The sequence below is a fragment of the Streptomyces sp. NPDC000345 genome, from assembly GCF_042898825.1.
In the GTDB taxonomy this organism is placed as follows: Bacteria; Actinomycetota; Actinomycetes; order Streptomycetales; family Streptomycetaceae; genus Streptomyces.
Map to the genome: position 1 here is coordinate 150,547 of NZ_JBIAZE010000012.1, position 26,246 is coordinate 176,792.

General features: G+C 71.1%; 23 protein-coding genes. 9 read left to right on the forward strand and 14 right to left on the reverse strand.

Features of this window, described 5'->3' with window-relative positions; genetic code table 11:
• Positions 1 to 150: 150 nt before the first annotated feature.
• The 9 genes from ACFY30_RS27360 to ACFY30_RS27400 are packed head-to-tail and all read right to left on the reverse strand — an operon-like array spanning position 151 to position 8,200.
• A complete protein-coding gene (locus ACFY30_RS27360; protein ID WP_390847790.1) occupies positions 151 to 786 on the reverse strand; it encodes a lactate utilization protein C in 636 nt (211 codons plus the stop codon).
• Complete coding sequence (locus ACFY30_RS27365) at positions 783 to 2,279, reverse strand: LutB/LldF family L-lactate oxidation iron-sulfur protein (RefSeq protein WP_390847791.1); 1,497 nt, start codon at positions 2,277 to 2,279, stop codon at positions 783 to 785. The genes ACFY30_RS27360 and ACFY30_RS27365 overlap by 4 nt, the downstream gene beginning before the upstream one ends.
• The gene (locus ACFY30_RS27370) at positions 2,276 to 3,016 is read right to left on the reverse strand and encodes a (Fe-S)-binding protein (RefSeq protein ID WP_390847792.1); all 741 of its coding nucleotides are present in this window, start codon (positions 3,014 to 3,016) and stop codon (positions 2,276 to 2,278) included. The genes ACFY30_RS27365 and ACFY30_RS27370 overlap by 4 nt, the downstream gene beginning before the upstream one ends.
• Entirely contained in the window at positions 3,007 to 3,915 is a 909-nt protein-coding gene (locus ACFY30_RS27375) for an amidohydrolase family protein (RefSeq protein WP_390847794.1), read from the reverse strand. Before ACFY30_RS27375 ends, ACFY30_RS27370 begins: the two co-directional genes overlap by 10 nt.
• A complete protein-coding gene (locus ACFY30_RS27380) occupies positions 3,912 to 4,223 on the reverse strand; it encodes an L-rhamnose mutarotase (RefSeq protein ID WP_390847796.1) in 312 nt (103 codons plus the stop codon). Before ACFY30_RS27380 ends, ACFY30_RS27375 begins: the two co-directional genes overlap by 4 nt.
• Positions 4,220 to 5,245: an aldo/keto reductase gene (locus ACFY30_RS27385; protein WP_390847797.1), complete on the reverse strand. Its 1,026-nt coding sequence runs from the start codon at positions 5,243 to 5,245 to the stop codon at positions 4,220 to 4,222. The genes ACFY30_RS27380 and ACFY30_RS27385 overlap by 4 nt, the downstream gene beginning before the upstream one ends.
• Entirely contained in the window at positions 5,242 to 6,000 is a 759-nt protein-coding gene (locus ACFY30_RS27390) for an SDR family NAD(P)-dependent oxidoreductase (protein ID WP_390847798.1), read from the reverse strand. The genes ACFY30_RS27385 and ACFY30_RS27390 overlap by 4 nt, the downstream gene beginning before the upstream one ends.
• A complete protein-coding gene (locus ACFY30_RS27395) occupies positions 5,997 to 7,334 on the reverse strand; it encodes an L-fuconate dehydratase (protein ID WP_390847799.1) in 1,338 nt (445 codons plus the stop codon). Before ACFY30_RS27395 ends, ACFY30_RS27390 begins: the two co-directional genes overlap by 4 nt.
• Positions 7,335 to 7,348: 14 nt before the next feature.
• Positions 7,349 to 8,200, reverse strand: coding sequence for a fumarylacetoacetate hydrolase family protein (locus ACFY30_RS27400; protein WP_390847800.1), 852 nt, complete (start codon positions 8,198 to 8,200; stop codon positions 7,349 to 7,351).
• An 865-nt stretch (positions 8,201 to 9,065) separates the two neighbouring features.
• Here ACFY30_RS27400 and ACFY30_RS27405 point away from each other — a divergent pair.
• The 4 genes from ACFY30_RS27405 (at position 9,066) to ACFY30_RS27420 (ending at position 13,691) form a co-directional block, all read left to right on the forward strand.
• Positions 9,066 to 10,115 carry a sugar ABC transporter substrate-binding protein gene (locus ACFY30_RS27405; RefSeq protein WP_390847801.1) on the forward strand — a complete coding sequence of 350 codons (1,050 nt, stop codon included), beginning with the start codon at positions 9,066 to 9,068 and terminating at the stop codon, positions 10,113 to 10,115.
• 126 nt (positions 10,116 to 10,241) lie between these two features.
• Positions 10,242 to 11,855 carry a sugar ABC transporter ATP-binding protein gene (locus ACFY30_RS27410; RefSeq protein ID WP_390847802.1) on the forward strand — a complete coding sequence of 538 codons (1,614 nt, stop codon included), beginning with the start codon at positions 10,242 to 10,244 and terminating at the stop codon, positions 11,853 to 11,855.
• Between the two features lie 2 nt (positions 11,856 to 11,857).
• The gene (locus ACFY30_RS27415; RefSeq protein ID WP_390847803.1) at positions 11,858 to 12,901 is read left to right on the forward strand and encodes an ABC transporter permease; all 1,044 of its coding nucleotides are present in this window, start codon (positions 11,858 to 11,860) and stop codon (positions 12,899 to 12,901) included.
• A gap of 88 nt (positions 12,902 to 12,989) precedes the next feature.
• Positions 12,990 to 13,691 carry a FadR/GntR family transcriptional regulator gene (locus tag ACFY30_RS27420; protein ID WP_390847804.1) on the forward strand — a complete coding sequence of 234 codons (702 nt, stop codon included), beginning with the start codon at positions 12,990 to 12,992 and terminating at the stop codon, positions 13,689 to 13,691.
• Between the two features lie 62 nt (positions 13,692 to 13,753).
• Here the strand turns inward: ACFY30_RS27420 and ACFY30_RS27425 are convergent, their stop codons facing one another.
• Complete coding sequence (locus ACFY30_RS27425) at positions 13,754 to 15,400, reverse strand: glycoside hydrolase family 27 protein (protein WP_390847805.1); 1,647 nt, start codon at positions 15,398 to 15,400, stop codon at positions 13,754 to 13,756.
• A 427-nt stretch (positions 15,401 to 15,827) separates the two neighbouring features.
• On the opposite strand from ACFY30_RS27425, the gene ACFY30_RS27430 reads away from it, so the two are divergent.
• The 4 genes from ACFY30_RS27430 (at position 15,828) to ACFY30_RS27445 (ending at position 20,831) form a co-directional block, all read left to right on the forward strand.
• On the forward strand, positions 15,828 to 17,477 hold the full coding sequence (locus tag ACFY30_RS27430; protein WP_390847908.1) for a glycoside hydrolase 43 family protein: 1,650 nt from the start codon (positions 15,828 to 15,830) through the stop codon (positions 17,475 to 17,477).
• Positions 17,478 to 17,545: 68 nt separating this feature from the next.
• Positions 17,546 to 19,585 carry a non-reducing end alpha-L-arabinofuranosidase family hydrolase gene (locus ACFY30_RS27435; RefSeq protein WP_390847807.1) on the forward strand — a complete coding sequence of 680 codons (2,040 nt, stop codon included), beginning with the start codon at positions 17,546 to 17,548 and terminating at the stop codon, positions 19,583 to 19,585.
• Positions 19,586 to 19,767: 182 nt separating this feature from the next.
• Positions 19,768 to 20,199 carry an ATP-binding protein gene (locus tag ACFY30_RS27440; RefSeq protein WP_390847808.1) on the forward strand — a complete coding sequence of 144 codons (432 nt, stop codon included), beginning with the start codon at positions 19,768 to 19,770 and terminating at the stop codon, positions 20,197 to 20,199.
• Between the two features lie 218 nt (positions 20,200 to 20,417).
• Complete coding sequence (locus tag ACFY30_RS27445; protein ID WP_390847809.1) at positions 20,418 to 20,831, forward strand: cytidine deaminase family protein; 414 nt, start codon at positions 20,418 to 20,420, stop codon at positions 20,829 to 20,831.
• A 126-nt stretch (positions 20,832 to 20,957) separates the two neighbouring features.
• Here the strand turns inward: ACFY30_RS27445 and ACFY30_RS27450 are convergent, their stop codons facing one another.
• Entirely contained in the window at positions 20,958 to 21,692 is a 735-nt protein-coding gene (locus ACFY30_RS27450) for an IPT/TIG domain-containing protein (protein WP_390847810.1), read from the reverse strand.
• Between the two features lie 400 nt (positions 21,693 to 22,092).
• Here ACFY30_RS27450 and ACFY30_RS27455 point away from each other — a divergent pair, with 400 nt between their 5' ends.
• Positions 22,093 to 23,778, forward strand: a complete 1,686-nt coding sequence (locus tag ACFY30_RS27455; RefSeq protein ID WP_390847811.1) for an IPT/TIG domain-containing protein — start codon at positions 22,093 to 22,095, stop codon at positions 23,776 to 23,778.
• A 53-nt stretch (positions 23,779 to 23,831) separates the two neighbouring features.
• On the opposite strand, the gene gap is transcribed toward ACFY30_RS27455, so the two are convergent.
• From gap to ACFY30_RS27470, 3 genes are all read right to left on the reverse strand, one after another.
• A complete protein-coding gene (gene gap, locus ACFY30_RS27460; RefSeq protein ID WP_390847812.1) occupies positions 23,832 to 24,860 on the reverse strand; it encodes a type I glyceraldehyde-3-phosphate dehydrogenase in 1,029 nt (342 codons plus the stop codon).
• A gap of 166 nt (positions 24,861 to 25,026) precedes the next feature.
• Positions 25,027 to 25,812, reverse strand: a complete 786-nt coding sequence (gene pflA, locus ACFY30_RS27465) for a pyruvate formate-lyase-activating protein (RefSeq protein ID WP_390847909.1) — start codon at positions 25,810 to 25,812, stop codon at positions 25,027 to 25,029.
• 5 nt (positions 25,813 to 25,817) lie between these two features.
• Positions 25,818 to 25,952 carry a hypothetical protein gene (locus tag ACFY30_RS27470; protein WP_390847813.1) on the reverse strand — a complete coding sequence of 45 codons (135 nt, stop codon included), beginning with the start codon at positions 25,950 to 25,952 and terminating at the stop codon, positions 25,818 to 25,820.
• Between the last annotated feature and the right edge of the window lie 294 nt (positions 25,953 to 26,246).

Consider the following 26,246-nt stretch of genomic DNA (forward strand, 5'->3'; position numbering starts at 1 on the left):
GGTACCTGTCCCCGGGGGGGGGGGGGGGGGTCTCAATGGGTGCGCCCCTGTGTTATTTTCGGCGGGGGGATCGGGGGGGGCACGGGGGGGGGGTTGGGGGGGGGGCCCCCCCGCCCCCCCCACGAAGCCGTACCGTCCCTCTGCCGTCCGTCACGCGTCTCCCACCACGACGATGTCGAGCGTCCTCGGCCCGTGCACGCCCTCGACACGGTCCAGTTCGATGTCGCTGGTGGCCGAGGGGCCGGAGATCAGCGTCAGCGGACGGTGGGGATCGAGCAGGCACAGTGCCTCGGGCACGTCGGGGGCGATCCGGTCCGCCCGGACCACGCAGATGTGCTGGTCCGGCAGCAGGGTCAGGGCCCGCCGCCCCTGGCCCGGACCGTGGTCGAGGATCACGGTGCCGGTGACGGCGATGGCGGTGGCGACGGTGGTGACCACGGCGTCCGCCGCGTCGAGTCGTCCGACGGACAGCGGCGGGTCGTCCGCCAGCCACGACCACGGACCCTCCGGGACGAGGTCCTCCGCGAGCCCGGGCGGCACCACCAGGGACCGTGCTCCGGTGCGCGCGAGCGCGCGGCCCACGGCCGCCGCGGCGCCGGCCGCCGGCACGCGGACCACCGTGGCGCGGTACTCGGCGGCACGCTCGGCGAACAGCCCGACGACGTCGGTTCCCGCCTGGCCGGCGCGGCGGCCAGGCGGCAGGGGGACGGCGTCGGGGCGTTCGGTATCGGGGACGCCGGACAGCGCCCCCCGCAGCGCGCTCAGGACGGTCTCCCGGCCGTTCATCGTGGTCCCTTCCCTTCCGTCGTACGGCTGTCCTCGCTCCTGGGTGGTCGTGTACGGCGCCACCAGGCGCGCAGCGGCTCGCGGGCAGGCGCCGGGGTGTCCCGGGTGCCGGACCAGGAGGCGAACGGGCCGGGCAGGGCACCGATCCGGCCGTCACGGGCCACCAGCCGGGCTCCCACCGCTGCCAGCCGCTGTACGGCGGCCAGCCGCCGAGGTGAGGACAGGACGGCGCCCGCGGCCTTCATGGCGAGTGCCTCGGCGGTGGGAAGCAGCCGGCCCCCGCGTTCGGCCTCCACGGCCGCGGCGCGCAGGTGGACCAGTACCTCCGGGATGTCGATCTTCACGGGGCAGGCGTCGTAACAGGCGCCGCACAGGGTCGACGCGAAGGGCAGCGAGGCCGCGTTCCCGACGCCGACGAGCTGTGGGGTCAGTACGGCGCCGATCGGACCGGGATACACCGAGCCGTAGGCATGGCCGCCGGTGCGCTCGTACACCGGGCAGACGTTCAGGCACGCCGAGCAGCGGATGCAGGCGAGGGCCTGGCGGCCCACCTCGTCGGCGAGAGTGGCGGTGCGCCCGTTGTCGAGCAGCACCAGGTGGAAGTTCCGGGGACCGTCGCCCTCGGTGACTCCGGTCCACAGCGAGGTGTAGGGGTTCATCCGCTCGCCGGTCGACGAGCGGGGCAGGAGTCGGAGGAACACGTCCAGGTCGGCGAAGGACGGCAGGACCTTCTCGATGCCCATGACGGTGATCAGGGTCTCCGGCAGGGTCAGGCACATCCGCCCGTTGCCCTCCGACTCCACGACCGCCACCGTTCCGGTGTCGGCCGCCGCGAAGTTGGCGCCGGAGACGGCGACCTTGGCCCGCAGGAACTTCTCCCGCAGGTGGAGCCGGGCCGCCTCGGCGAGATCGCGGGGTTCGTCGGTGAGCCCTTCGGGCGCCGGCCTGCCCCACTCCCCCATCCGCCGCCGGAAGATGTCCCGGATCTCGGAGCGGCCCCGGTGGATGGCCGGCACCAGGATGTGCGAGGGACGGTCACCGCCCAACTGCACGATGAGCTCGGCCAGATCGGTCTCGTACGCGCGCACGCCTGCCTCGGCGAGCGCCTCGTTGAGGCCGATCTCCTGGGTGGCCATGGACTTGACCTTGACGACCGAGTCCTCGCCGGTCGCCCGCACCAGGGCGGTCACGATGCGGTTGGCCTCGGCGGCGTCCGCCGCCCAGTGGACCACTCCGCCCGCGGCGGTCACCGCCTTCTCCAGGCGCAGGAGATGGTGGTCGAGGTGGCGCAGGGTGTGCCGCTTGATCGTCGCGGCCGTCTCCCGCAGTTCCTCCCAGTCGTCGAGTTCGGCGGTGACCGCCAGCCGCTTGTCCCGGATGGTCCCGGTCGCCCGGCGCAGATTCGCCCGCAGCCGGGTGTCGGCGAGTGCGGCGCGTGCCGCCTCGGGGAAGGCCGGTGTGCCCAGCCATACGACGTTGTGGGCACCGCTCACCGTACGTCCCCTTCCGTGGAGGCCAGGATCTCGGCCAGGTGCATCGTGCCGACGCCGGTACGGAGCCGGGACAGGCCGCCACCGATGTGCGTCAGGCAGGAGTTGTCGCCCGCGCACAGGAACTCGGCCCCGGTGTCTTGGACATGGCGCATCTTGTCGGCGAGCATGGCGTTGGAGACATCGGCGTTCTTCAGCGCGAAGGTGCCGCCGAAGCCGCAGCAGGAGTCCGCGGCGGGCAGTTCGACGAGGTCGATTCCCTTCACGGCGCGCAACAGCCTGAGCGGCCGGTCGCCGACGCGGAGCATGCGCAGTGAGTGGCAGGTCGGGTGGTAGGTGACGCGGTGCGGGAAGTACGCGCCGACATCGGTGACGCCGAGGACGTCGACGAGGAGTTCCGACAGCTCGTACACCGTCGGGACCACCTGCTCGACCGCCTCGGCGAGGGCTGTGTCGCCGTACTGGGCCGCCACCACGCGGTGGTGGTCGCGCACCATGCCGGCGCAGGACCCGGAGGGGGCGACGACGGCGTCGTAGCCCGCGAAGACCTCGGCGAAGCGGCGGACCATGGGGAGGGTCTCGGGGCGGTAGCCGGTGTTGAAGTGCATCTGGCCGCAGCAGGTCTGGCCCTGGGGGAACTCCACTGTGTGGCCGAGGCGTTCCAGCAGGGTGGTCACGGCCCGACCGGTGCGGGGGAACATGGTGTCGTTGAAGCAGGTGATGAAGAGGGCTATGCGCATGGGGGTTCCTGGGGCGGGGCCGGCCGTGCGGTGACGGGCAGGTGGTAGGTCCGCACGGCCGTGCCTGTGAAGACGTCGTGGCGTTCGGCGGGGCCCAGCCCGGCCGTCAGGGCGCGTGCCGCGGCGATCACCTCGGCGTACGTGGCGGCGAGCCGGCAGACCGGCCAGTCGGAGCCGAACATCAGCCGCCCGGGGCCGAAGGCGTCGATCACGGTCTCGGCGTACGGCATGAGGGCGGCGACGGACCAGGAGGCCCAGTCGGCTTCGGTGACCATGCCGGAGAGTTTGCAGACGGTGTTGGGCAGGGCGGCGAGGCTGCGGATCTGCCGCGCCCAGGGGGCGAGTTCGCCGGACGCGATGGGCGGCTTGCCGAGATGGTCGAGGACGAAGGTGAGACCGGGCAGGTGCCGCGCGGCCTCGACGGCCGCCGCGAGCTGGTGGGGCTTCACCACGAGGTCGTAGACGAGTCCCGCCTCGCGGACCGCGGAAAGACCGCGCAGCACCTCGGGGCGTACGAGCCAGCGGGGGTCCGGCTCGCCCTGCACCTGGTGGCGGATGCCCACCAGGTGCTCCCCTCCGGCGCCCGCGCGCAACCGCGCGAGGGTCTCGGCGACGTCGGGGGCGGTCAGGTCGGTCCAGCCGACGACCCCGACGACCAGGTCGCTGCGCGCGGCCATGGCCAGGAATTCCGGGGTCTCTTCCGGCACGGTGATCGTCTGCACCAGCACGGTGGCGGTGACACCGGCCGCGCGGGCCTCCGGCGCCAGGTCGGCGAGGGTGAAGTCGCGGCGCAGCGGGGCGAGTTCGTCTCCGGTGATCCAGTCCTGGTCGCGGACGGACAGGTCCCACACGTGGTGGTGGGCGTCCACGACGCCGGGCACGGTTCCCGCTCCGGTCACAGCTCCCACACCACCGGCAGCGAGGCGTCCGCGCCCTGCGTGGAGTAGTCGTGGACGACGTCGAGGAGTCCGGCCATCCGGGCCTGCCAGGCGATGTTGACGGGCAGCTTGTCGAGTTCGGCGATCATCGCCCGGTAGTCCTCGACCTCCAGCACGTGGAAGAGGTCCGTGCCGCTGCGCCAGATCGTCCATTCCCTCACCCCCGCGGCGCGGATGGCGGCGGTGAGTTCCCCGGGCACCTCCCGGTGCGCTGCCTCGTACTCCTCGACGCGGTCGGCGCGGACCTTGGTGTGCAGGGCAACCCTCATGACGGCTCCTTCGGCGGCATGGCCTCCCCGGCGGGGGCGGCGGGGACGGGGGTGGCCGGGTCCAGCAGGCCCTCGGCGCGCAGTTCGTCCCACAGGGCGTCCGGGATCGGGCGCCGCAGCTGTTCCACCGTGTCGCGCACCTCCTGAGGGGACCGCGCGCCGGTCAGGACGCTCCCCACCGCGGGATGGCCGAACGGGAAGCGCAGCGCGGCGGCCCGCAGCGGCACGCCGTGGCGTTCGCAGACCGCCTGCAACCGCAGCGCCCGGTCCAGCACCGGCTGCGGAGCGGGTGCGTAGTCGTAGGTGGCGCCCGGCCGAGGAGCCGTCAGCAGCCCGGAGTTGAACACCCCTCCGATGATCACGCTCCGGCCGCGGGCGACCGCCTCCGGGAGCAGTTCGGTGAGCCCGTCCTGTTCCAGGAGGGTGTAACGGCCGGCCAGCAGCACCACGTCGACGTCGGTCTCGCGCACGAACCGGGCGGGCAGCGCGGACTGGTTCATGCCGACGCCGATCGCCCCGATCACTCCTTCGCCGCGCAGCCGCTCCAGCGCCGGGTACGCCTCGCGCAACGCCTGGTCGGCGTGGTCGTCCGGGTCGTGCAGCAGGGCCACGTCGACGCGGTCGAGGCCGAGACGCCGCAGGCTGGCCTCCAGGGAGCGCAGCACGCCGTCGGCGCTGAAGTCCCAGACCCGGCGGTGGGTCGCCGGGACGGCGAAGCCGTGGGCGAGGTCGTCGCCGGAACCACCGTCCGGGTTCGGCACGAGAAGCCGGCCCACCTTGGTGGAGAGGGTGTAGGTGTCGCGGGGGCGGTCGTGCAGCGCGGCGCCGAGCCGCCGTTCCGACAGGCCCAGACCGTAGTGGGGTGCCGTGTCGAAGGTGCGGATGCCGGAGTCCCAGGCCGCGTCCACCGTGGCGTGGGCGGCCTCCTCGGTGACCGGGTGGTAGAGGTTGCCGAGGGCGGCGCAGCCCAGCGCCAGTTCCGACACCGGTACCGCGCTGCCGCCCAGCCGGGTGGTCCTCACGAGCGGTCCACCGGGCGCAGCCGCAGTCCCTGCATTCCGCCGTCCACCGCGAGCGCGGTGCCGGTGACGGACGCCGCGGCCGGACTCGCCAGGTAGACGATGGCGGCCGCCACCTCGTCGGCGGTCACCAGGCGGCCCATCGGCTGTCGGGCGTTGAGGGCGGCGCGCTCGGCCTCCGCGTCGTCGGCGGCGTCCAGCAGTCGGGCCACCCAGGGGGTGTCGGCGGTGCCGGGGTTGACGCAGTTGACACGGATGCCCTCGCGGACGTGGTCGGCGGCCATGGCGAGCGTCAGCGAGAGGACCGCACCCTTGCTGGCGCTGTACAGGGCGCGCTGCGGGAGTCCCGCGGTCGCGGCGATCGAGCAGGTGTTGACGACCGCCGCGTGGGACGAGCGCCGCAAGTGGGGCAGGGCGGCGCGGGTGGTGCGGACCATGCCGAGGACGTTGACGTCCAGGACCCGGTGCCACTCCGCGTCGGGGTTGTCCGCGACGGTCCCCTGCGCGCCGATGCCCGCGTTGTTCACGAGGATGTCCAGGCCGCCGAGTCGCGCGGCGGCCTGTTCCACGGCGGCGCGCACCGAGGCGTCGTCCGTGACGTCGGTCTGGAGGCCCAGCAGGGGTTCGGGTACGCCGGCGGGAGCGAGGTCGAGCACGGCCACCGCCGCGCCCTGTGCCGCCAGTGCCCGGGCCGTGGCGAGCCCGATGCCGGACGCACCCCCGGTGACGACGGCCCTGAGACCCGACAGATCGGTCATGCCTGTCCTCCCTGCGCAGCGCGGTCGGCCAGCCAGAAGCCGCCGTCCGGGTAGCGGTACTCCTCGATGGACTCCTGCCTCATGGTGGCGGAGAAGCCGGGGGTCAGCGGGGCGGTGTAGTGGCCCTCGCGCATCACCACGGGCGCGGTGAAGTGCTGGTGGAGGTGGTCGACGTACTCGATCACGCGGTTCTCGGTGGTGCCGGACAGCGCCACGTAGTCGAACATCGACAGGTGCTGCACGAGTTCGCACAGCCCCACTCCGCCGGCGTGCGGGCACACCGGCACCCCGAACTTCGCGGCGAGCAGCAGGATCGCGAGGTTCTCGTTGACCCCGCCGACCCGGGCCGCGTCGATCTGCAGGACGTCGATGGAGCCGGCCTGGAGGAGTTGCTTGAAGACGACGCGGTTGTGCACATGCTCACCGGTGGCGACCTTGACGGGGGCGACCGCCTGCCGCACGGCGGCGTGTCCGAGGATGTCGTCGGGGCTGGTGGGCTCCTCGATCCAGTACGGGTCGAACTCGGCGAGCGCCTTGGTCCACTCGATCGCCTCGCCCACGTTCCACCGCTGGTTGGCGTCGATGGCGATGCGAATGTCGCCGCCGACGGCGGCACGGGCGGTGCGCAGCCGGCGGATGTCGTCCCGCACGTCGGCGCCGACCTTGAGCTTGATCTGCGTGAAGCCCTCGGCGACGGCCTCCTTGGCCAGCCGGGTGAGCTTGTCGTCGGAGTAGCCGAGCCAGCCCGGTGACGTGGTGTAGCCGGGGTAGCCGCGCTCCAGCAGGACCGTCTCACGCTCCGCACGCCCCGTCCGGCCCTCGCGCAGGAGGGCGAGGGCGTCCTCGGGGGTGAGGGCGTCGGCGATGTAGCGGAAGTCGACCTGCGAGACCAGCCACTCGGGGTCGGCGTGGGCGAGCAGCCGCCACAGCGGCTTGCCGTCCCGTTTGGCGGCCAGGTCCCACACGGCGTTGACCACGGCGCCGATCGCCATGTGCATCACGCCCTTCTCGGGGCCGAGCCAGCGCAGCTGACTGTCGCCGATCAGGTCGCGGCTGAGCGAGCCGGGGTCGGCGCACAGCTCCTGGACGTGGCGGCCCATGACATGGGGCCGCAGTGCGTCGATCGCGGCGACCTGTACGTCGTTGCCGCGTCCGATGGTGAAGGTGAAACCGTGGCCCTCGTGTCCGTCGCCGGCGTCGGTGCGCAGTACGACATAGGCGGCGGAGTAGTCGGGGTCCGGGTTCATCGCATCGGAGCCGTCCAGTTCCCGCGAGGTGGGGAAGCGGACGTCGTAGGTGTCGACCGCGGTGATCCGGGCGGAGGTTGCAGTCAAGGTGATGCTGCCTTTCACGCTTGGCCGAAGGTCTGGCGCTGGCCGCCGAGGCCGTCGACGGAGAGCTCCACGGTGTCGTCGGGGCGCAGGAAGGGGGTGCCGGGCAGCCCCAGGGCGACGCCTGCGGGTGTACCGGTGTTGATCACGTCGCCCGGTTCCAGCACCATGTACTGGCTCAGGTACGACACGATGTGGTCCACCGGGAAGATCATGTCGCTGGTGTGGCCGTCCTGCCTCTTCACACCGTTGACGCTCAGGTGGAGGCCGAGGTTCTGGGGGTCGCCGACCTCGTCGGCGGTGACCAGCCACGGTCCGAGCGGGTTGAAGGTCTCGCAGGACTTGCCCAGGTCCCACTGCGACGAGTACTCCAGCTGGAACTCGCGCTCGGAGACGTCATGGCTGATCGCGTACCCCGCGATCACGGCGCGTGCGGCCCCGGGTCCGTCGAGGTAGCGGGCCCGCCGGCCGATGACGACCGCGAGTTCGACCTCCCAGTCGGTCCTGACCGAGCCCCGGGGGATCAGCACCTGGTCGTACGGGCCGACGACCGTGCCCGGGTCCTTCATGAACACCACCGGGCGCGGGGGGATCGCCGCGCCGGTCTCGGCGGCGTGGTCGCGATAGTTCAGTCCGATGCAGACGACCTTGCCGGGGCGGGTGACGGGGGCGCCGATCCGCAGTCCGTCCTGGTCGAGCTCGGGCAGTTCTCCCGTCGTGACGGCCGCGCGGGCCCGGTCCACTCCCCCGGACGCGAGGAAGACACCGTCGATGTCCGGGGTGACGGAGGACAGGTCCAGCAGCCGGCCGTCGTCGGTGCGGACGGCGGGCCGCTCCTCGCCGGGGGCGCCGACTCGTAGCAGTTTCACTGGGGGAACTCCCTTGTCATGCGGGCTTCGTCTGAGGGGTGAGGGGGCGTGGGACCGGCCGCTGCGCTGTGCCGGGCCGGAGTGTTCGGGAAGGCCACACGCATCCACCTCGCCAGTCATCGGATGTATGACGGCACAGCGACCATAGGTCCGGAGACCGCACCTGGCAATGGATTCCTCGGATGTATTTGCTTCACCCCTGCCGCTCGCGCGTCCGCAAGGAGGGATTCTCCACGGCCCCGCCTCGACCCGGGCCCGACACACGGGCCGCCATCCGATGAATCCGCCGGTCGAGCCGCACGGTCACCGTCCCTGACGCGAGCGGGGTGAGCGGGCGTCGCACCAGCCGCCCCGAGGCGGAAAACGCCTCCGGAGTCGGCCCGCCCCCGTGCCGTCATCACCGGCCCAGGCGGCGCCGTGGCCGAATCGTGAGCTGCCGCAGCACCTGACCCGTCCTCCACGAGGGACGTGAAGGTGCAGGTCGCGGGCGTGCCGGTGCGGTGGGCCGGAGGTCGGGAGGGCGCCTGGCCGTCCCGCGGCGCACTGCCGCGCAAATCTCTGGCGGCGACCTCTTGTCAACGTCGGCAACGCCGTCGTAACGTCCTCGACGTCCCGAGATACATCGGAGGAATGGCGCACCATCCGGTGCGTCCGATCGACCCGCATCCGTGCGGCTCGATCCGCCTTCGCATCCCGGTCCCCGGCTGACCCTCACGTCCGACCCTTTCCGGGCACGACCCGCGCTTCTTCCGCAGCGGATCGGCACCTGCCCGTCCGGCGACCTCGCCCCGTCCCGCAGGCAGGTGCGCCCCCTCCCACCGTCGCCCTGCGGGCCTGCGCCCCTGGCTAAGGAGAGAACACGGCCATGAATCTCGCTCGCACCCGCTCCACCGCCGCAGCCGCCACCGCCGTCCTCGCGGTTCTGGCCCTCGCCACCGCGTGCAACCGCGAGAGCACCGCCTCCGCCGCCTCGGGCGGAGACAAGCCCGCCGTCGGCATCGACCTGCCGCGCTCCGACTCCGACTTCTGGAACTCCTACGCCCAGTACCTGAAGAAGGACATCAAGACCGACGGCGTCAACGCGCTGCCCCTGAGCAACTCCCAGAACGACGTGACCAAGCTGGTCGCCAACGTCCAGGTGTTCCAGAACACCGGCGCCAAAGCAATCGTCATGGCCCCCCAGGACACCGGTGCCATCGCCTCCACCCTCGACACCCTCGCGTCGAAGAAGATCCCCGTCGTCAGCGTCGACACCAGACCCGACAAGGGCGACGTCTACATGGTGGTCCGCGCCGACAACAAGGCGTACGGCACCAAGGCCTGCGAGTTCCTCGGGCAGCAGATGGGCGGCAAGGGCAAGGTCGCCGAATTCCAGGGCGCGCTGGACTCGATCAACGGACGGGACCGCTCCGAGGCCTTCGCGGAGTGCATGAAGGCGAAGTTCCCGAAGATCAAGGTGTTCGAGCTGCCCACCGACTGGAAGGGCGACGTCGCCTCCGCCAAGCTGCAGTCGCTGCTGGCCCAGCACCCGGACCTGAACGGCATCTACATGCAGGCCGGCGGTGTCTTCCTGCAGCCGACCCTGTCGCTGCTGGAGCAGAAGGGCCTGCTCAAGCCCGCCGGGCAGCCCGGTCACATCAGCATCGTCTCCAACGACGGCATCCCGCAGGAGTTCGAGGCCATCCGCAAGGGCCAGATCGACGCCACGGTCTCCCAGCCCGCCGACCTCTACGCCAAGTACGCGCTGTACTACGCGCAGGCCGCGGCCGCGGGCAAGACCTTCAAGCCGGGCGCCACCGACCACGACTCCACCATCATCCAGCTGGCGAACGGCCTGGAGGACCAGCTGCCCGCTCCGCTGGTCACCAAGGACAACGTCGACGACAAGAGCCTGTGGGGGAACAACGTCGGCTGACGGCCGTCGCTTCCCGCCCGCCGCGTCGGGGGAGGACCGCCCCCGTCCCCCCGACGCCCGCCCCGCCCCGGGTGCGCGCCCGCGCCCCTCGGCCCCAGCCTCCGTAGACGAAGGACGGTATCCACCATGGCGGACACCGCGACCGCCCCGGCGACCGGCCCCGGCACCCCGGCCCCGGTGGCCGAGGCGACCGGTATCAGCAAACGATTCGGCGCGACCGTCGCGCTGCGCGACGCCCGCATCACCGTCGCCCCGGGCGAGTCGCATGCCCTCGTGGGACGCAACGGCGCCGGCAAGTCGACGCTCGTGTCCCTCCTCACCGGCCTCCAGCAGCCCGACACCGGAACCCTGCGCTTCTCGGGCGAGCCGGCGCCCGCCTTCGGCGACATCGACGCCTGGCGCACCCGCGTCGCCTGCGTCTACCAGCGCTCCACCATCATCGGCGAGCTGACCGTCGCCGAGAATCTCTTCCTGAACCGGCAGAGCACCGGCGCGGTGCGGCCCATCCGGTGGAAGGGGCTGCGCCGGCGTGCCGAGGAGCTGCTCGGCGAGTACGGCGTCGCCGTCGACCCCGCCGCGCGGGCGAAGGACCTGACCGTCGAGCAGCGGCAGTTCATCGAGATCGCCCGGGCGCTGTCCTTCGGCGCCCGCTTCATCATCCTCGACGAGCCGACCGCGAAGCTCGACGCCCGCGGCATCAACCGCCTGTTCGACAAGCTCCGCGACCTCCAGCGTCAGGGTGTGGCCTTCCTCTTCATCTCCCACCACCTGCAAGAGGTGTACGACCTCTGCGCCACGGTCACGGTCTACCGCGACGCGGCCCACATCCTCACCGCACCCGTGGCCGGGCTCGGTCACCAGGCGCTGGTCGAGGCCATGACCGGCGAGTCCGCCTCCCTGGTCACCGCCGGCACGGCCGGGGCCCCGGCGCCGCTGTCCGGCTCCGGAGAACTGCTGGCGATCGACGGTCTGACCCTGCCCGGCGTCTGCGAGGACCTGTCCCTCTCGGTCCGCTCCGGCGAGGTCGTCGGGCTCGCCGGAGCCACCGCGAGCGGCAACGTGCGGGTGGGTGAGGCGATCGCCGGTCTGCACCGCGCCAAGGACGGCCGGATCACGGTCGGCGGCAGGACCGTGCGCACCGGCAGCGTGCCGTCCGCACTCACCGCCGGAGTCGGCCTGGTCCCGGAGGACCGCCATCTCCAGGGCCTGGTCAACCACCGCAGCGTGGCGGAGAACGCGACACTGACCGTCACCGGCCAGCTCGGCCCGTTCGGCACGGTACTGCCCGCCCGTACCAGGGCGTTCGCCGGGCGCATGATCCGGGACCTCGACATCAAGACCCCGGGAGCCGGCACCCCCGTCTCCGCGCTCTCCGGCGGCAACCAGCAGAAGGTCGTCGTCGCCCGGGCCCTGGCCACCGACCCTCACGTACTGGTGGCGATCCGTCCCACCAACGGGGTGGACGTCAAGTCCAAGGAGTTCCTCCTGGGCCGCATCCGCCGGGTCGCGGACGGCGGCAAGGCCGCGTTGATCGTCTCCGACGAACTCGACGACCTGAGGGTCTGTGACCGGGTCGTCGTCATGTTCCACGGCCGGGTGGTCGCCGAGTTCCCCCGCGGCTGGAAGGACGAACACCTCGTCGCGGCCATCGAGGGCGTCGCCGGTGACCCGGCCCCCGCCACCGCATCCCCCGTAACCGCCGTACCCGCCTCATCCGGGGCGGACGAGCCCGGAAGGTAGCCATGTCCGCCACCACAGATCTCACCGAGGCCGCGAAGAGCCCGGCCGAGCCGACCGCCGCGCGCTCCACGCGGCGCCGGGCCGACCTCGGGCGCTTCCGTGAACTGTCCCTGGTCCCGGCGATCCTGGTCCTGGGCCTCATCGGGTTCATCGTCTCGCCGGCCTTCCTCACCGCCGACAACCTGATCGGCGTGGCCCAGCAGTCCACCGAGCTGAGCCTGCTGGTGCTCGCCACGACCTTCATCCTCATCGCGGGGCGGATGGACCTGTCGCTGGAGTCCACCATCGGCGTGGCTCCCGTGATCGCCGTGTGGCTCGTCCTGCCGGCCGGCGGCGGCCGGTTCAACGGCCTCGGCCTCTTTCCCGAGTGGACGGCGGTCCCGCTCTGTCTGCTGGTCGGTGCGCTGATCGGCGCCGTCAACGGCTTCCTCATCCTGAAGCTGCGCCTCAACGGCTTCATCGTCACCCTCGGCGCCCTGACCATGCTCCGCGGCCTCCAGGTCGCCCTCTCCGAGGGCCAGTCCATCGTCGAGTTGCCCTCCTCCTTCACCTACCTGGGCAAGGCGTCCTGGCTGGGGGTGCCCGCCGCCATCTGGGTGTGCGCACTGCTCTTCGCGATCGGCGGCAGCGCGCTGGCCTGGCTGCGGCACGGCCGGGCGCTGTACGCGATCGGCGGCAACGCGGAGGCGGCCCGCACCGCCGGCATCCGCGTCGACCGCATCGTGTGGATCGTCCTCGTCCTCGGCAGCGTCCTCGCCGCGTTCGCCGGCATCCTCTACAGCGGCCACTACGGTTCCATCTCCGCCACCCAGGGCAGCGGCTGGATCTTCCAGGTCTTCGCCGCGACCGTCATCGGCGGGGTCAGCCTCAACGGCGGCAAGGGTTCGGTGTTCGGCGCCCTCACCGGCGTCCTCACCCTGCAGCTGGTCGTGAACGTCATGACACTGGCGGGCGTGCCTCCGCTGTGGAACCAGTTCCTCAACGGCGCCATCATCATCGTCGCCCTGGTCATCTCCCGGTTCGCCTCCGGCGAGAAGCAGGAGTAGCCGCGGCCCGCAAGCGGCACCGGCGGCTCCGCGTCAGACCCGGCGGAGCCGCCGTCCCCCCACCACCCCAGTACGGAGAGGCACGCTCGTGGCACTGACGGACGACGCGATCGACAGGATCAAGGCGATGATCGTCGACGGTGAACTCGCGCCCGGCTCGCGGCTGCCCAAGGAAGAGATCCTCGCCGGACAGCTCGGCCTGTCCCGGAACTCGCTGCGCGAGGCGGTGCGTGCGCTGACCGCCATGCGCATCCTGATCACCCGTCAGGGCGACGGCACCTACGTGTCCAGCCTGGAGCCCCATCTCCTGCTGGAAAGCCTCTCCTTCGCCGCCGACGTGTCCCAGGGCCGCACGGCTCTGCAACTGCTCCAGGTACGCCGGCTGCTCGAACCGCAGGCGACCGGACTGGCCACCGCGCTGCTCGAACCGGAGGACCTTCGGGACCTGCGCGGCATCCTCGACCGGTCCCGGACCGCCACCACCGTGGAGGAGTTCGTCGCCCACGACATCGCCTTCCACCTCAGGATCGCGGAAGCCGTCGGCAACCCCGTGCTGTCGATGCTGCTGCAGGTGCTCTCCACCCGCACCCAGCGCGTCCGCATCGTCCGCGGCAGCCAGACCCGTCGCGCCCTGGACAGCGCCCACCAGGACCACGAGCAGATCTTCAGCGCGCTCCAGTCACGCGACGCCCTGCTCGCCGCCTCCGCGGCGACCGTCCACATCACGGCCGTGGAACAGTGGCTGGCCGCCAGTCTGTCCGGCGACCCGGAGCGGCCGATCGACGACTGACCACGCTCCTCTCCTCCTCCGCCCCCGCCGGCCACCCGGTCCTCAGCGAGTGCGCGACACCCTCACGCCCGGGTCCACTGCTGGCCGGCCTGGCCGTTGCAGCGCCCCAGGACCAGCGGGGTCCCGTTGGCCGTTCCGGCGCGGTCGGCGGAGAGGCACAGCCCGGCGTGGACGTTGTGGACCGACCCGTCGGAGCCGACGGTCCACTTCTGGTTGTCCTGGCCGTTGCAGGGCCAGGTGATGACCCGGGTGCCGTCACCGGTTCCCTGGTTGTAGGCGTCCAGGCACTTGTCACCGAAGACGCGGATCTCGCCGCCGGCCCACGTGGTCCACATCTGGTTGGCGGCCGTGTGGCAGTCCCAGATCACTACGGTGGCGCCGGCCGCGGTGGAGGCGTTGTCCACGTCCAGGCAGCGGCCCGACCCGTTGCCGCGCAGACGCGACGTGGTGGCGGCCAGCGGGCTGCCACCGTTCACCCGGTACACGGCCACGCCGTGCGGGGGGACGCTCGCCGAGATCTGCCCGGACGTGCTCGACGTGCCGCCGGTCCACAGGTCGGTGAGGGTGAACGCTCCGCCGGACAGGCCGACCTGTGCGGCCGTGGTGGTGACCGTCGCGGTACCGCCCCCTCGGTTGAACAGACCCACCGCGACCGAACCGTCGGACAGGGGCTTGGCGAACACCTCGGTGCTGCCGTCGTCGCGCACCCTGCGTCCGCCCGCGCCGAGCGGATCCTGGTTCACCGCCAGCAGTCGGGGGTTGCGCAGGGTCGCGCTCACGTCGGCGGACATGGTGCGGATGTCGTTGCCGGCCATGAGCGGGGCGGCCAGCAGTGCCCACAGGGCGAAGTGGGAACGGGACTCGGTCGGTGACAGGCCGGGGCGGCCCACGACCAGCATGTCGGGGTCGTTCCAGTGTCCCGGCCCCGACTGCGCCGCGAGCGGCGCGGTGACGTCGAGGACGTTGCCGACACCCATCGGGTAGCTGTTGGTGTTGCCGTTCTGCCAGATGTCGAGCAGGTCCTCGGTGGTCCGCCACAGGTCGGCGACCCCACCCCAGTTGTAGGTGGCGCCGGTGATGGCGTGCAGGCTGTTGGGGTTGATGCTGTAGACGATGGGCCGCCCCGTGGCGCGCAGGGCGTCGCGCATCAGCGTGAATCGCGCGACCTGCTCGTCACGGGTGCCGCTGGAGGAGCACCAGTCGTACTTGAGGTAGTCGACGCCCCACGAGGCGAACGCGGCGGCGTCCTGAGCCTCGTGCCCCCTGCTCCCCGTCGACCCCGGGTAGCTCCCCACGGCCTGCGCGCAGGTGCGCTCGCCCGGCACCTGGTAGATGCCGAACTTCAGGCCCTTGCCGTGGATGTAGTCCCCGAGGGCCTTCATCCCGCTGGGGAACTTGGCCGGATTGGCCCGCAGGTTGCCCGAGGCGTCGCGTTGCGGGTCGAACCAGCAGTCGTCGACCACCACGTACCGGTAGCCGGCGTCCCGCATGCCCGAGGACACCATCGCGTCCGCGGCCTCGCGGACCTGGGCCTCGGTGACGCCGCACCCGAAGCTGTTCCAGCTGTTCCAGCCCAGGGGTGGAGTGAGGGCCGGGCTGCCGGGCGCGGCCGAAGCGGCGGAGTGGACGGATGCCGTGACGGACGCGGTGACCGTCAGCGCGGCGGCTGCGAGGAGGCGCAGCAGCCGTCTGCCTGAGCGTAAGGACACCGGGGCTCCTTTCCCGGAAGGAGGTGGCCGCGGACCTCGGCCCGACGGCCGCCCTGGACCTGCCCCATTCATGCGGGGTGGCGAAAGTTGCGTTCTAAATCCCGAACGCCATTCGTGCGGTCTGATGGCCTCACGAAGGATGGGGCGCCGCACTCAGCCATGTCAACTCCCCCGTCCCACCCCCTGCACCGCCACCGACATGGCTTTACGAGGGCTTTCGGCCACATCCCGATTCCGAAATATTTCGAAGTGAATGACGAATAATGCGAGGGCTATTGACGGCGTCCGCCGGTTCCCTACCATCCGAAATGCTCGACAAATCGATCGATGTTCGAGATGACGAACCGTGCGTTTCGAGCGGACGTCCAGCACGCACCAAACGGGACACCCGCCCCGGCAAGGCAGCACAGGGAGACGACCCATGGATATGTCATGCTCTGATCAGCATCTCGGCCGTCGCCGGGTCCTGGCGGCCGCCACCGGGCTGGTCACCGGCGCCGTCCTTCCGCCGGCCCCGGCCGCCGGTACCGCCGGCGCCCCCGCGCCCGCCGCCCCCGGAACGGCCCTCGCGCCCACTGCGGCCTACACCAACCCGGTGATCTGGCAGGACTTCGCGGACATCGACGTCATCCGCGTAGGCAGCACGTACTACGCCTCGGCATCGACGATGCACTACTCGCCGGGCGCACCCGTCCTGCGTTCCCACGACCTGGTGAACTGGGAGATCGCCGGCCACTCGGTGCCCGTCCTCGACTTCGGCGCCAAATACGACCTGAACGGTGGCCGCGGCTACGTCCGGGGCATCTGGGCCTCGTCGCTGGCCTACCGCCCGAGCAACAGGACGTTCTACTGGCTCGGCCAGATCGACTTCGCCCGGACCTACGTCTACACCGCCACCGCCGCCGAGGGCCCGTGGAGCAGGCTCACGACGATCAGCACGCCGTACTACGACGCCGGACTGCTCGTCGACAGCGACGACACCCTGTACGTGGCGTACGGCAACGCCACCATCAGCGTGGCCCAGCTCTCGCCCGACGGGCGCAACCAGGTGCGCACGCAGCAGGTGTTCACCGCGCCGTCGAGTGTCGGCACCCTCGAGGGCTCCCGCTTCTACAAGATCAACGGGCAGTACTACATCTTTCTGACCCGCCCCGCGAACGGGCAGTACATCCTCAAGTCCTCGAGCGGCCCCTTCGGTCCCTACACGATGCGGCAGGTCCTCCTCGACCTGCGCGGACCGATCGCCGGCGGTGGCGTCCCGCACCAGGGCGGGCTGGTGCAGACCCAGGGCGGCGCCTGGTACTACATGGCCTTCGTGGACGCCTACCCCGGCGGCAGGGTGCCCGTCCTGGCACCCGTCACCTGGACCTCGGACGGCTGGCCGGTCGTACAACTCGTGGACGGCGCCTGGGGCGCGTCGTATCCCGGTCCGGCCGTGTCGGCTGCGCCCCGCCCGATCACCCCGATGACCGGCGTCGACACCTTCGAGGGGCCGGCCCTCACACCACGGTGGGAGTGGAACCACAACCCGGACAACACCAAGTGGTCGGCGGGCGGCGGACTGACCCTGCGGACCGCGACCGTCACCGGCGACCTGTACGCGGCCCGCAACACGCTCACCCACCGCGTCCAGGGGCCCACCTCCACCGCCACCGTCCAGCTCGACTTCTCGGCGATGCGGGACGGCGACCGTGCCGGCCTGGCGCTGCTGCGCGACTCCTCCGCCTGGATCGGTGTCAGGCGCGACGGCGGCGTACCGCGGCTGGTGATGGTCAACGGGCTCACCATGGACGGCAACTGGAACACCACCGGCACCGGCACCGAGGCCGCGAGCGCGCCCCTGTCCGGCAGCCGCGTCTGGCTGCGCGCGACCGCGGACATCCGTCCCGGCGCGGCACGCCCCGGAACCTTCTCCTACAGCACCGACGGCACCAACTTCATCCGCCTCGGGCCCGCCTTCGCCATGGGCAACGACTGGCGGTTCTTCATGGGCTACCGATTCGCCCTCTTCAACCACGCCACCCAGGCGCTCGGCGGTGCGGTCCGCGTCCCGCGGTTCGAACTGTCCACGCCCTGACCCGATCCGATCGACCGATCCGACCGATCGCACCAACCCAACCCCCCGCCAACCGTACGAGGAGAACCGTGAACCCGATGAAACGGCTCGGCCGTCGCCGAGCCTCGGTGTTGTCCCTGCTGGCCGTGGCCACCCTGGTGACGCCCGTCGCCGCGACCGCCGCCCCCGACGCCGTCCGGGCGTCCACTCTGGGCGCCCAGGCGGCCCAGTCCGGACGGTACTTCGGGACCGCGGTGGCCGCCGGAAAACTCGGCGACGGCACGTACACCGCGATCCTGGACCGCGAGTTCAACTCGGTCACCCCCGAGAACGAGATGAAGTGGGACACGACCGAGCCCTCTCGGAACGCGTTCAACTTCGGCCCCGCCGACCAGATCGTCAACCGCGCGGCGGCCCGCGGTCAGCGCGTGCGCGGCCACACCCTCGTGTGGCACTCCCAACTGCCCTCCTGGGTCAGCTCCATCGGCGACGCGAACACCGTGCGCAGCGTCATGAACAACCACATCACCACGGTGATGAACCGCTACAAGGGCCGGATCCACTCCTGGGACGTGGTCAACGAGGCCTTCGCCGACGGCGGCAGCGGCCGGCACCGCCCCTCGGTGTTCCAGAACCTGCTGGGCGACGGCTTCATCGAACAGGCCTTCCGCACCGCGCGGTCGGCCGACTCAGGGGCCAAGCTCTGCTACAACGACTACAGCATCGAGGACTGGAACGCCGCGAAGACCCAGGGCGTGTACCGCATGGTGCGCGACTTCAAGGCGCGCGGAGTGCCCATCGACTGCGTCGGGTTCCAGGCCCACTTCGGCACCGGCGGCCCGCCGTCGAGCTTCCAGACCACGCTGGCGAACTTCGCCGCCCTCGGCGTCGACGTCCAGATCACGGAACTGGACATCGCCCAGGCGCCGACGACGGCGTACGCGAACACGGTACGGGCCTGCATGAACGTGGCCCGCTGCACCGGCATCACCGTCTGGGGCATCCGCGACAGCGACTCCTGGCGCAGCGGGGAGAACCCCCTGCTGTTCGACCGCGGCGGCAACAAGAAGTCGGCCTACCAGTCGACGCTCACCGCGCTGGGCGGCACGGCGGCCGCCCGCCCCGCAGCCGCCGCCGGGAGCGCCACGACCGGTTCGCCCCGGTCCGCCGCCGCGCTGCCCTCCGGCTTCTCCTGGAGCTCCAGCGGTGCCCTGATCTCCCCGAAGTCCGACGCGACCCACAACATCGCGGGCATCAAGGACCCGTCGGTCGTCTACTACAACGGCAAGTACCACGTCTTCGCGAGCACCGCGAGCGCCTCCGGATACAACCTGGTGTACCTGAGCTTCTCCGACTGGTCGCAGGCGGGTTCGGCCACGCACCACTACCTGGACCGCACCGCCGTCGGCACCGGGTACCGGGCCGCGCCGCAGGTGTTCTACTACGCGCCGCAGCGCCTGTGGTACCTCGTCTACCAGACCGGCAACGCCTCGTACTCCACCAACCCCGACATCAGCAACCCCAACGGGTGGAGCGCGCCCCGCAACTTCTACTCCTCGATGCCGGACATCATCCGGCAGAACATCGGCAACGGCTACTGGGTCGACATGTGGGTGATCTGCGACAGCGCCAACTGCTATCTGTTCTCCTCCGACGACAACGGTCACCTGTACCGCTCCCGGACCACCGTCGGCCAGTTCCCGAACGGCTTCACCGACACCGTGATCGCGGCCCAGGACTCCAACAGGTACGCGCTGTTCGAAGCGAGCAACGTCTACAAGGTGCAGGGCGCCAACCAGTACCTGCTCCTCGTGGAGGCCATCGGCACCGACGGCCGGCGCTACTTCCGCTCCTGGACCACGAGCAGTCTCGCCGGGTCGTGGACACCCCTGGCCGCGTCCGAGAGCAACCCGTTCGCGAAGTCGGGCAACGTGACGTTCCCCGCCGGTGCCTGGACCCGGGACATCAGCCACGGGGAGATGATCCGCGCGGGCTACGACCAGACGCTGACCATTCCCTCCTGCCGGCTCCAGTACCTGTACCAGGGCCTGAACCCCAACGCGACCGGCGACTACAACACCCTCCCGTGGCGGCTCGGCCTGCTCACCCAGACCAACTCGACCTGCTGACCGATCGCAGGCCCTCGGCACCGCCGGGGGCCTGCCTCCCCGGGTTTTCGAGGCCGTCGAGCAGTACGCCCGATCGGGCCGGCCCGCGCCACGGTCCGGCCGCGTACGGAGGTCACCCTGTTGAGCTCTCGGTTTGCGGGCACACGGGACTAGCACCCCGCTGGTTCGCTCAAGGAGAGACCGTGGCAAAAGACTCGTCGATGAGAGCTGTGGGATGGGCGCGCTCCCTGCCGGTGAACAGCGGCGTGAAGGCGGCCAGGGACTGGACGCGTGCGCATCTGGAGACGCTCGGCTGGGCGCGGACGGCACCGGATCTGGTGGACTCCGTTCTGCTGGCCGTGTCCGAGCTGGTCACGAACGCCCACGTCCACGCCCGTAGTGCGGCGCAGTTGATCCTCACCTGGGACGAGGAGTGCCTGCACGTGACCGTGCATGACGCCTCGCCCCGGCTGCCCGAGCGGCGTCACCCGGGTGAGGGAGCGACAGGGGGGCGGGGTCTGCTCCTGGTCGACGCCCTGGCCGATGACTGGCAGGCCTACCGCTGCCCGCGCGGCAAGGAGGTCACCGCCTGCTTCCAGCCACCCCACCAGTCCGGCGCCTGCGACCTTCGGTGAGGCCTCCCGTGACGTCGGGGGACGGTGCGATGTAGCGGAGAGATCCCCCTCCACGCTCACCGTGTCCCGACGCCGTGAGTGGTCCCCCCCCCGGCGATGGCCTGGAATTTGTCCGGGGTGGCCACGTTGCGGTGATGCAGCAGCACACCGCCGATATTCGCTTGCACACCGTCGTCACTCGGGTCAACGTCGGCTGACACCTGACGAAGGCAGAGAAGATGACCACGCAGACCCACCAGGTCGACCACGAACTCGTCCAGGCCGCGGCGCATGTCGCCGGCACTCGCTGCCGGGGGGACAACCACACCATGGCGGCCGCGGCCCGTGCCCGGGACGGCCGGATCATCACCGCGGTGAACGCCTACCACTTCACCGGGGGGCCCTGCGCCGAACTGGTGCTCATCGGCGCGGCAGCCGCCCAGGGCGCCTACGAACTGGACACGATCGTCGCCGTGGGCGACCGCGACCGGGGAGTCGTTCCCCCCTGCGGCCGGTGCCGTCAGGTCCTTCTCGACTACTTTCCCGCCCTCAAGATCATCGTCGGCGAGGAGGACCGCGTCCGAACCGTTCTCATCAGCGACTTGCTGCCCGAAAGCTACGTCTGGGCCGACCACCAGCTCGACGCCGGGTAGAGCGCGACCGGCTCGGCGCAGGCCCTGCGGTGCCCGCAACGCCTCACCGAACAGTCCGTCCGACGGAGCCGGGCGTGTTCCCCGGTTCCGTCGGACGGACTGCGGACCGCCTGTGGGTCGGGCGGCTCAGCCGGGGGTGACCGTGTAGGTGAACGTCTGCGAGGAGTCGCTGCCGCCCGCGCTGGTGAGGGTGACGGTGACCGTGCCCGTGCCGCCTGGCGAGTAGGCGACGATGGTGGTGTCGTCGATGACGTTGTAGGAGGTCGAGTCGGGACCGTACGACACGTCCACGACGTCACTGAGGTGGGTGCCGGTGATGGTGGAGGCCGTGCCGCCGTAGTCCGGTCCGGTGGTGGGGTCCATGCTGGTCACCGTCGGGGCGGCCACGTAGGTGAAGGTGAGCCCGTTGGTGGTGCCGCCCTTGGTCGTCACGCTGACGGGGACGGTCTGGGGGGTGGTCACCGGCGGCACCGTGACGTTGAGCGTGGTGTCGTTCACCACCGTGGGGACGACGGAGTTGGAGCCGAAGGACATCGACGTGGCGGTGGTCAGGCTCGAACCGGTGAGGGTGACGGGGATGCCGTCGAGCGGCCCCATCGTCTCGCTGAGACTCGATTTGGTCGGGGGCGTGATGTAGTAGTACCAGACCGGGGCCGTCGTTCCGCCCGGCGTGGTGACCGTGACCTGGACCGCCGCGTTGTTCGACGGCGCCACAGCGGTGATCTGGGTGGCGCTGTCGACGGTGAAGCCCGCCGACTTGGTTCCGAACTTCACGCTGGTGGCGCCCGTGAAGTTCGTGCCGGTGATGACGACCTGGTTGCCGCCCGAGGTGGGTCCCTGGTTCGGGTTGAGAGTGACCACGAGGCTTCTCCTTCGCGCTGGGTGCTTTCTTCTCCGGGAAGGCGGCCCCGCATGCGGGAGCAATGGGCCTGTGTCGCCGGCGCCGTTTCAATGGAGTCGGACTCTCACGCAGGGCGTCCCTCGTATGAAAAGCGAAGCAGGCATTCCGCCGAGGGAGTAGGGCCCATACGATGCACCGAGTGGTGAATACGATGAGATGAATTAATCCTCAGTGACGGAATCTGCGCCCGAGTGCCCCCATTCACCTCTTATATGGAGCCGCAGTTGATGGGACGATCCAGGAAGCACAGGGAAACGACTCCTGAAATGGCGGGCGCCGGGTCATCGAATCTCAGGGCATGAAATCCTCGACTCGCTCTGAAACTCACCGAATTCGGGAGTCCGGTCGAGAGGATCCAGCATGTCCGTCAGTCAAGCCGGGCCGGAGACAAGGAAGTTGGGGAGCGCTCCGCCGTACGCCCTGGTCGCCGACGCCGACACGATCCCGGTGGGAGCGGCACCCCACTCCGTCGTCATGCGGCCCGACGGGCTGCGCGCCTATGTGACCGACTCGGGTGCCGACACGCTGAGCGTGATCGACACCGTCGCCGACGCCGTCGCCGCCACCATCGGTGTGGGGTCCGGCCCGTGGTCCGTCGCGGTCACCCCGGACGGCCTGCGCCTCTACGTGACGAGGCCCGGCTCGGGCACCGTCTCCGTCGTCAGCACGGTGACCGACACCCTCGTCGGAAGCGTCAGCGGCCTCACCGCGCCGCGCGGGCTGGCCGTCACCCCCGACGGCGCCCGCGTGTACGTGGCGAACTCCGGTGCGAACACCGTGAGCGTCATCAGCACGGCCACCAACACGGTCACGAACACCATCGCCGTGGGCAACGGCCCCCAGGTCGTCGCCCTCCGTCCCGACGGTCTGCGCGCCTACGTCAGCAACTCCGTGGCCGGCACCGTCAGTGTGATCGACACGGTCGGCAACAGCGTCGTGGCCACCGTGACCGGCTTCAACACGCCCCTGGGCCTGGCCGTCACGCCCGACGGGACGCGCGTGTACGTGGCGAACTCCGGTGCCCGGAAGGTGAGCGTGATCAGCACGGGCACCAACACCGTCACCGACACGGTCTCCGTCGCCGACAGCCCGCACTGTCTGGCCCCCTCCCCGGACGGGACGCTCGTCTACGCCTCCTTGACCGGCGCGGGCTCGCTGACCGTGATCAACCCGAGCAGCAACAGCGTCAGCGGAACGATCCCGGGATTCGCCGAGCCCCACGAGGTGGCGACCACACCGGACGGCGGGTATCTCTACGCCGTCGACCACGGCGACAACACGGTCCACGTCCAGCGGAGGCCGGCCGCCATCTCCCCCAACACCGGCCCCCGCGGCGGCGGAACGACGGTGGTCATCAAAGGGCGGGGCTTTCTCGGCACCACCGACGTCCGCTTCGGGGTCCGGCAGGCCAAGGACTTCGCCGTCGTCAGCGACACCACGCTCACCGTCGTCACCCCGGCCGCCATCAGGTCGGCCGTACCGGTCACCGTGACCGCCAGCGGCGGGAAGGCGATCGTCGGCCACTACTACTACCGCCGGCTGCCCGTCGTGAGCCTCCTCTCGGCCGCCTCCGGATCGATGAACGGCGGCAACGTCGTCACCCTGACCGGACAACGGTTCGTCGGCGTCAAGTCCGTACGGTTCGGCAGCCTGGAGGTGCCCGCCACCGTCGTCTCGGACACCGAACTCAGGGTCACCGTCCCGGCGTCGGGCCTCGCCCGCAGCGTCCCCGTGTACATGGTCAGCCCGGGTGGCGTCTCCAACAGCCTCTCCTACGCCTACATCGGCAGCCCCACGATCACCAGCATCAGCCCGATCTCGGGGCCGCGTGCAGGCAGCCGTATCGTGAATCTCAACGGAACCTTCCTGTCCCAGGTCAACGGCGTCACCTTCGGCGGCGTGGCGGCCCTCTCGTTCAAGGTCATGTCCGCCATCAAGGTCCAGGCGGTCACCCCGCCGATGCCCACCACCGGTCCCGTCGCGGTGGTCGCGACGACCTCCACGGGAGCCACGGTCACGTCCCCCATGCCGTACACGTACACCTGAGCCCGGGCGGTCCCTGCGCCGCCGTGCGGGGGTCGGCGACCTGTCGGACGGGATCAGCTCTGCGGAAGCCGCGCGGCGACGTACTCGGTGAGGTCGAGCAGCCGGTTGGTGTAGCCCCACTCGTTGTCGTACCAGCCGAAGACCTTGACCAGGTCGCCGTGCGCCTGGGTCAGCGGGGCGTCCAGGACGCAGGAGGCGGGATCGCCGACGACGTCGCGGGAGACGATCGGGGCGTCGGAGACCCGCAGGACGCCCTTCAGCGGTCCGTCGGCGGCCTCCCGGTAGGCGGCGTTGACCTCGTCGGCGGTCACCGGCCGGTCCAGGACCACGCTGAGGTCGGTCAGCGAGCCGTCCTCGACGGGCACGCGTACGGCGATGCCGTCCAGGGTGCCGGCCAGCTCGGGCAGGACCAGGCCGACGGCACGGGCGGCGCCGGTGGACGTGGGGATGATGTTGACGGCGGCGCTGCGGCCACGGCGCAGGTCCTTGTGCGGGCCGTCCAGGACCACCTGGTCGTTGGTGTAGCCGTGGATGGTGGTCATCAGCCCCTTGACGATGCCGAAGTTCTCGTCGAGCACCTTCACCATGGGGGCCACGCAGTTGGTGGTGCAGGAGGCGTTGGAGACCACGTGGTCGCGCTGCGGGTCGTACGTGCCCTCGTTGACGCCCATCACGATCGTGGCGTCGACGTCCTTGCCGGGCACGGACAGCAGCACCTTGCGGGCGCCGCCCTTCAGATGCAGGCCTGCCTGCTCACGGGTGCGGAAACGGCCGGTCGACTCGATCACGATGTCCACGCCGAGGTCGCCCCAGGCCAGTGCGGCCGGGTCGCGCTCGGCCGTCACGGCGATGCGTCGGCCGTCGACGGTGAACGACGTCTCGTCGTGCTCGACGGTACGGTCGAGGCGGCCGTAGGTCGAGTCGAAGGCGAGCAGATGGGCCAGCGCCGCCGGCGAGGCGAGGTCGTTGACCGCCACCACCTCGACCGGCGAGCCCGCCGCCGTCTCCGCACGCTCGAGCACGCAGCGCAGGTAGTTCCGTCCGATGCGGCCGAAGCCGTTGATGCCCACGCGCACGGTCATGTCCGTCGCCTCTCGATCGATGCCCGGTGGTGTTCCGGTTGTGCTGACAGTCTGTTGGGCGGGAGCGGGCGGGGCTTGGGCCTCACGGGGCCCGGATGAGGGACCTTGGGCCCCACCGGCCCCCGGGGTTCGGCCTCGCGTCTCTTCGAGCCGGTGAGCGGGGAGTTCAGTAGGCGTTCAGGCCCAGCTCGCGGAACTGGTCCCGGACCCGCCCGACCAGATCCGGCCCCGGGGTGGGCGTGTTCCGCAGGCGGAAGGGCACGCCGAGGGCGTCGTACTTGGCGGCGCCGAGCTTGTGGAAGGGCAGGACCTCGACGCGGTCGACGGTGCCGAGGCCGGCGAGGAAGCGGGCGAGGTCGTACACGGCGTCCGGTGAGTCGGTCCAGCCGGGCACCAGCACGTAGCGGATCCACACCCGCTTTCCGAGCCGGTCCAGGCGCCTGGCGAAGTCCAGCGTGGGGGCGAGTTCGCCGCCGGTCAGTTCCCGGTAGGTGCGGACGTCGAAGGACTTGATGTCCAGCAGGACCAGGTCGGTGTCGGCGAGGAGCTCGTCGGTGGCGCGGGCCCCGAGGAAGCCGGACGTGTCCAGGGCGGTGTGCAGTCCGGCCTCCTTGCAACGACGGAACACGGCGGCCGTGAACGCGGGTTGCAGAAGCGCCTCGCCGCCGGTGAGGGTCACCCCTCCCCCGGCGGTGGTGATGAAGGCCCGGTACTTCCCGATCTCCGCCATCACCTCGTCCACCGTGGCCTCCCGGCCGTCCCGCATGTGCCAGGTGTCGGGGTTGGCGCAGTACAGACAGCGCAGGGGGCAGCCGCTGACGAAGAGGACGAACCGGGTCCCGGGACCGTCCACGCCGGTGGACAGGTCCCAGGAGTGGATCCGGCCGGTGGCCTGCGCGGGGCCCGTCGCCCGCTCGGGTCCCGCGGCGCGGCCCGCCGCCGGGTCGGTCACGGTACTCACAGCGTTCCTTCGGGGGTGCGGCCGATCACGTCGAACTGCTGCCCACGGTCCGTGGAACCGGTCGGAAACAAGGCCTCGATCTGCCGCCGGGCCGCAGCGGTCCGGTCGCCGGCTGTCACGGTCGTGGTCATCACGGTTCCTCTCGTGCGCGCTCGCCTCGCCGTCGATGTTCGCCGTCCGGGACTGATCGCGGGGAGCGCCGTACAGGGCAGGTTCTCGATCCGTCCGGCACCGGCTGCCGGGACCTTCGGCCCCGCCTGCCCGGGTCGGACGTGACCGGCCGAGCGCCGGGGGCGGGCCGATCGGCGTACCGGGGAGGCCGGGGACGGTCGGGGAGCCGGGGACGGTCGGGAAGGCCGGGAAGGCCGGGAAGGCCGGGAAGGCCGGGGAGCCCGGGAGGCCGCGGACGATCGTGTACGCACGTC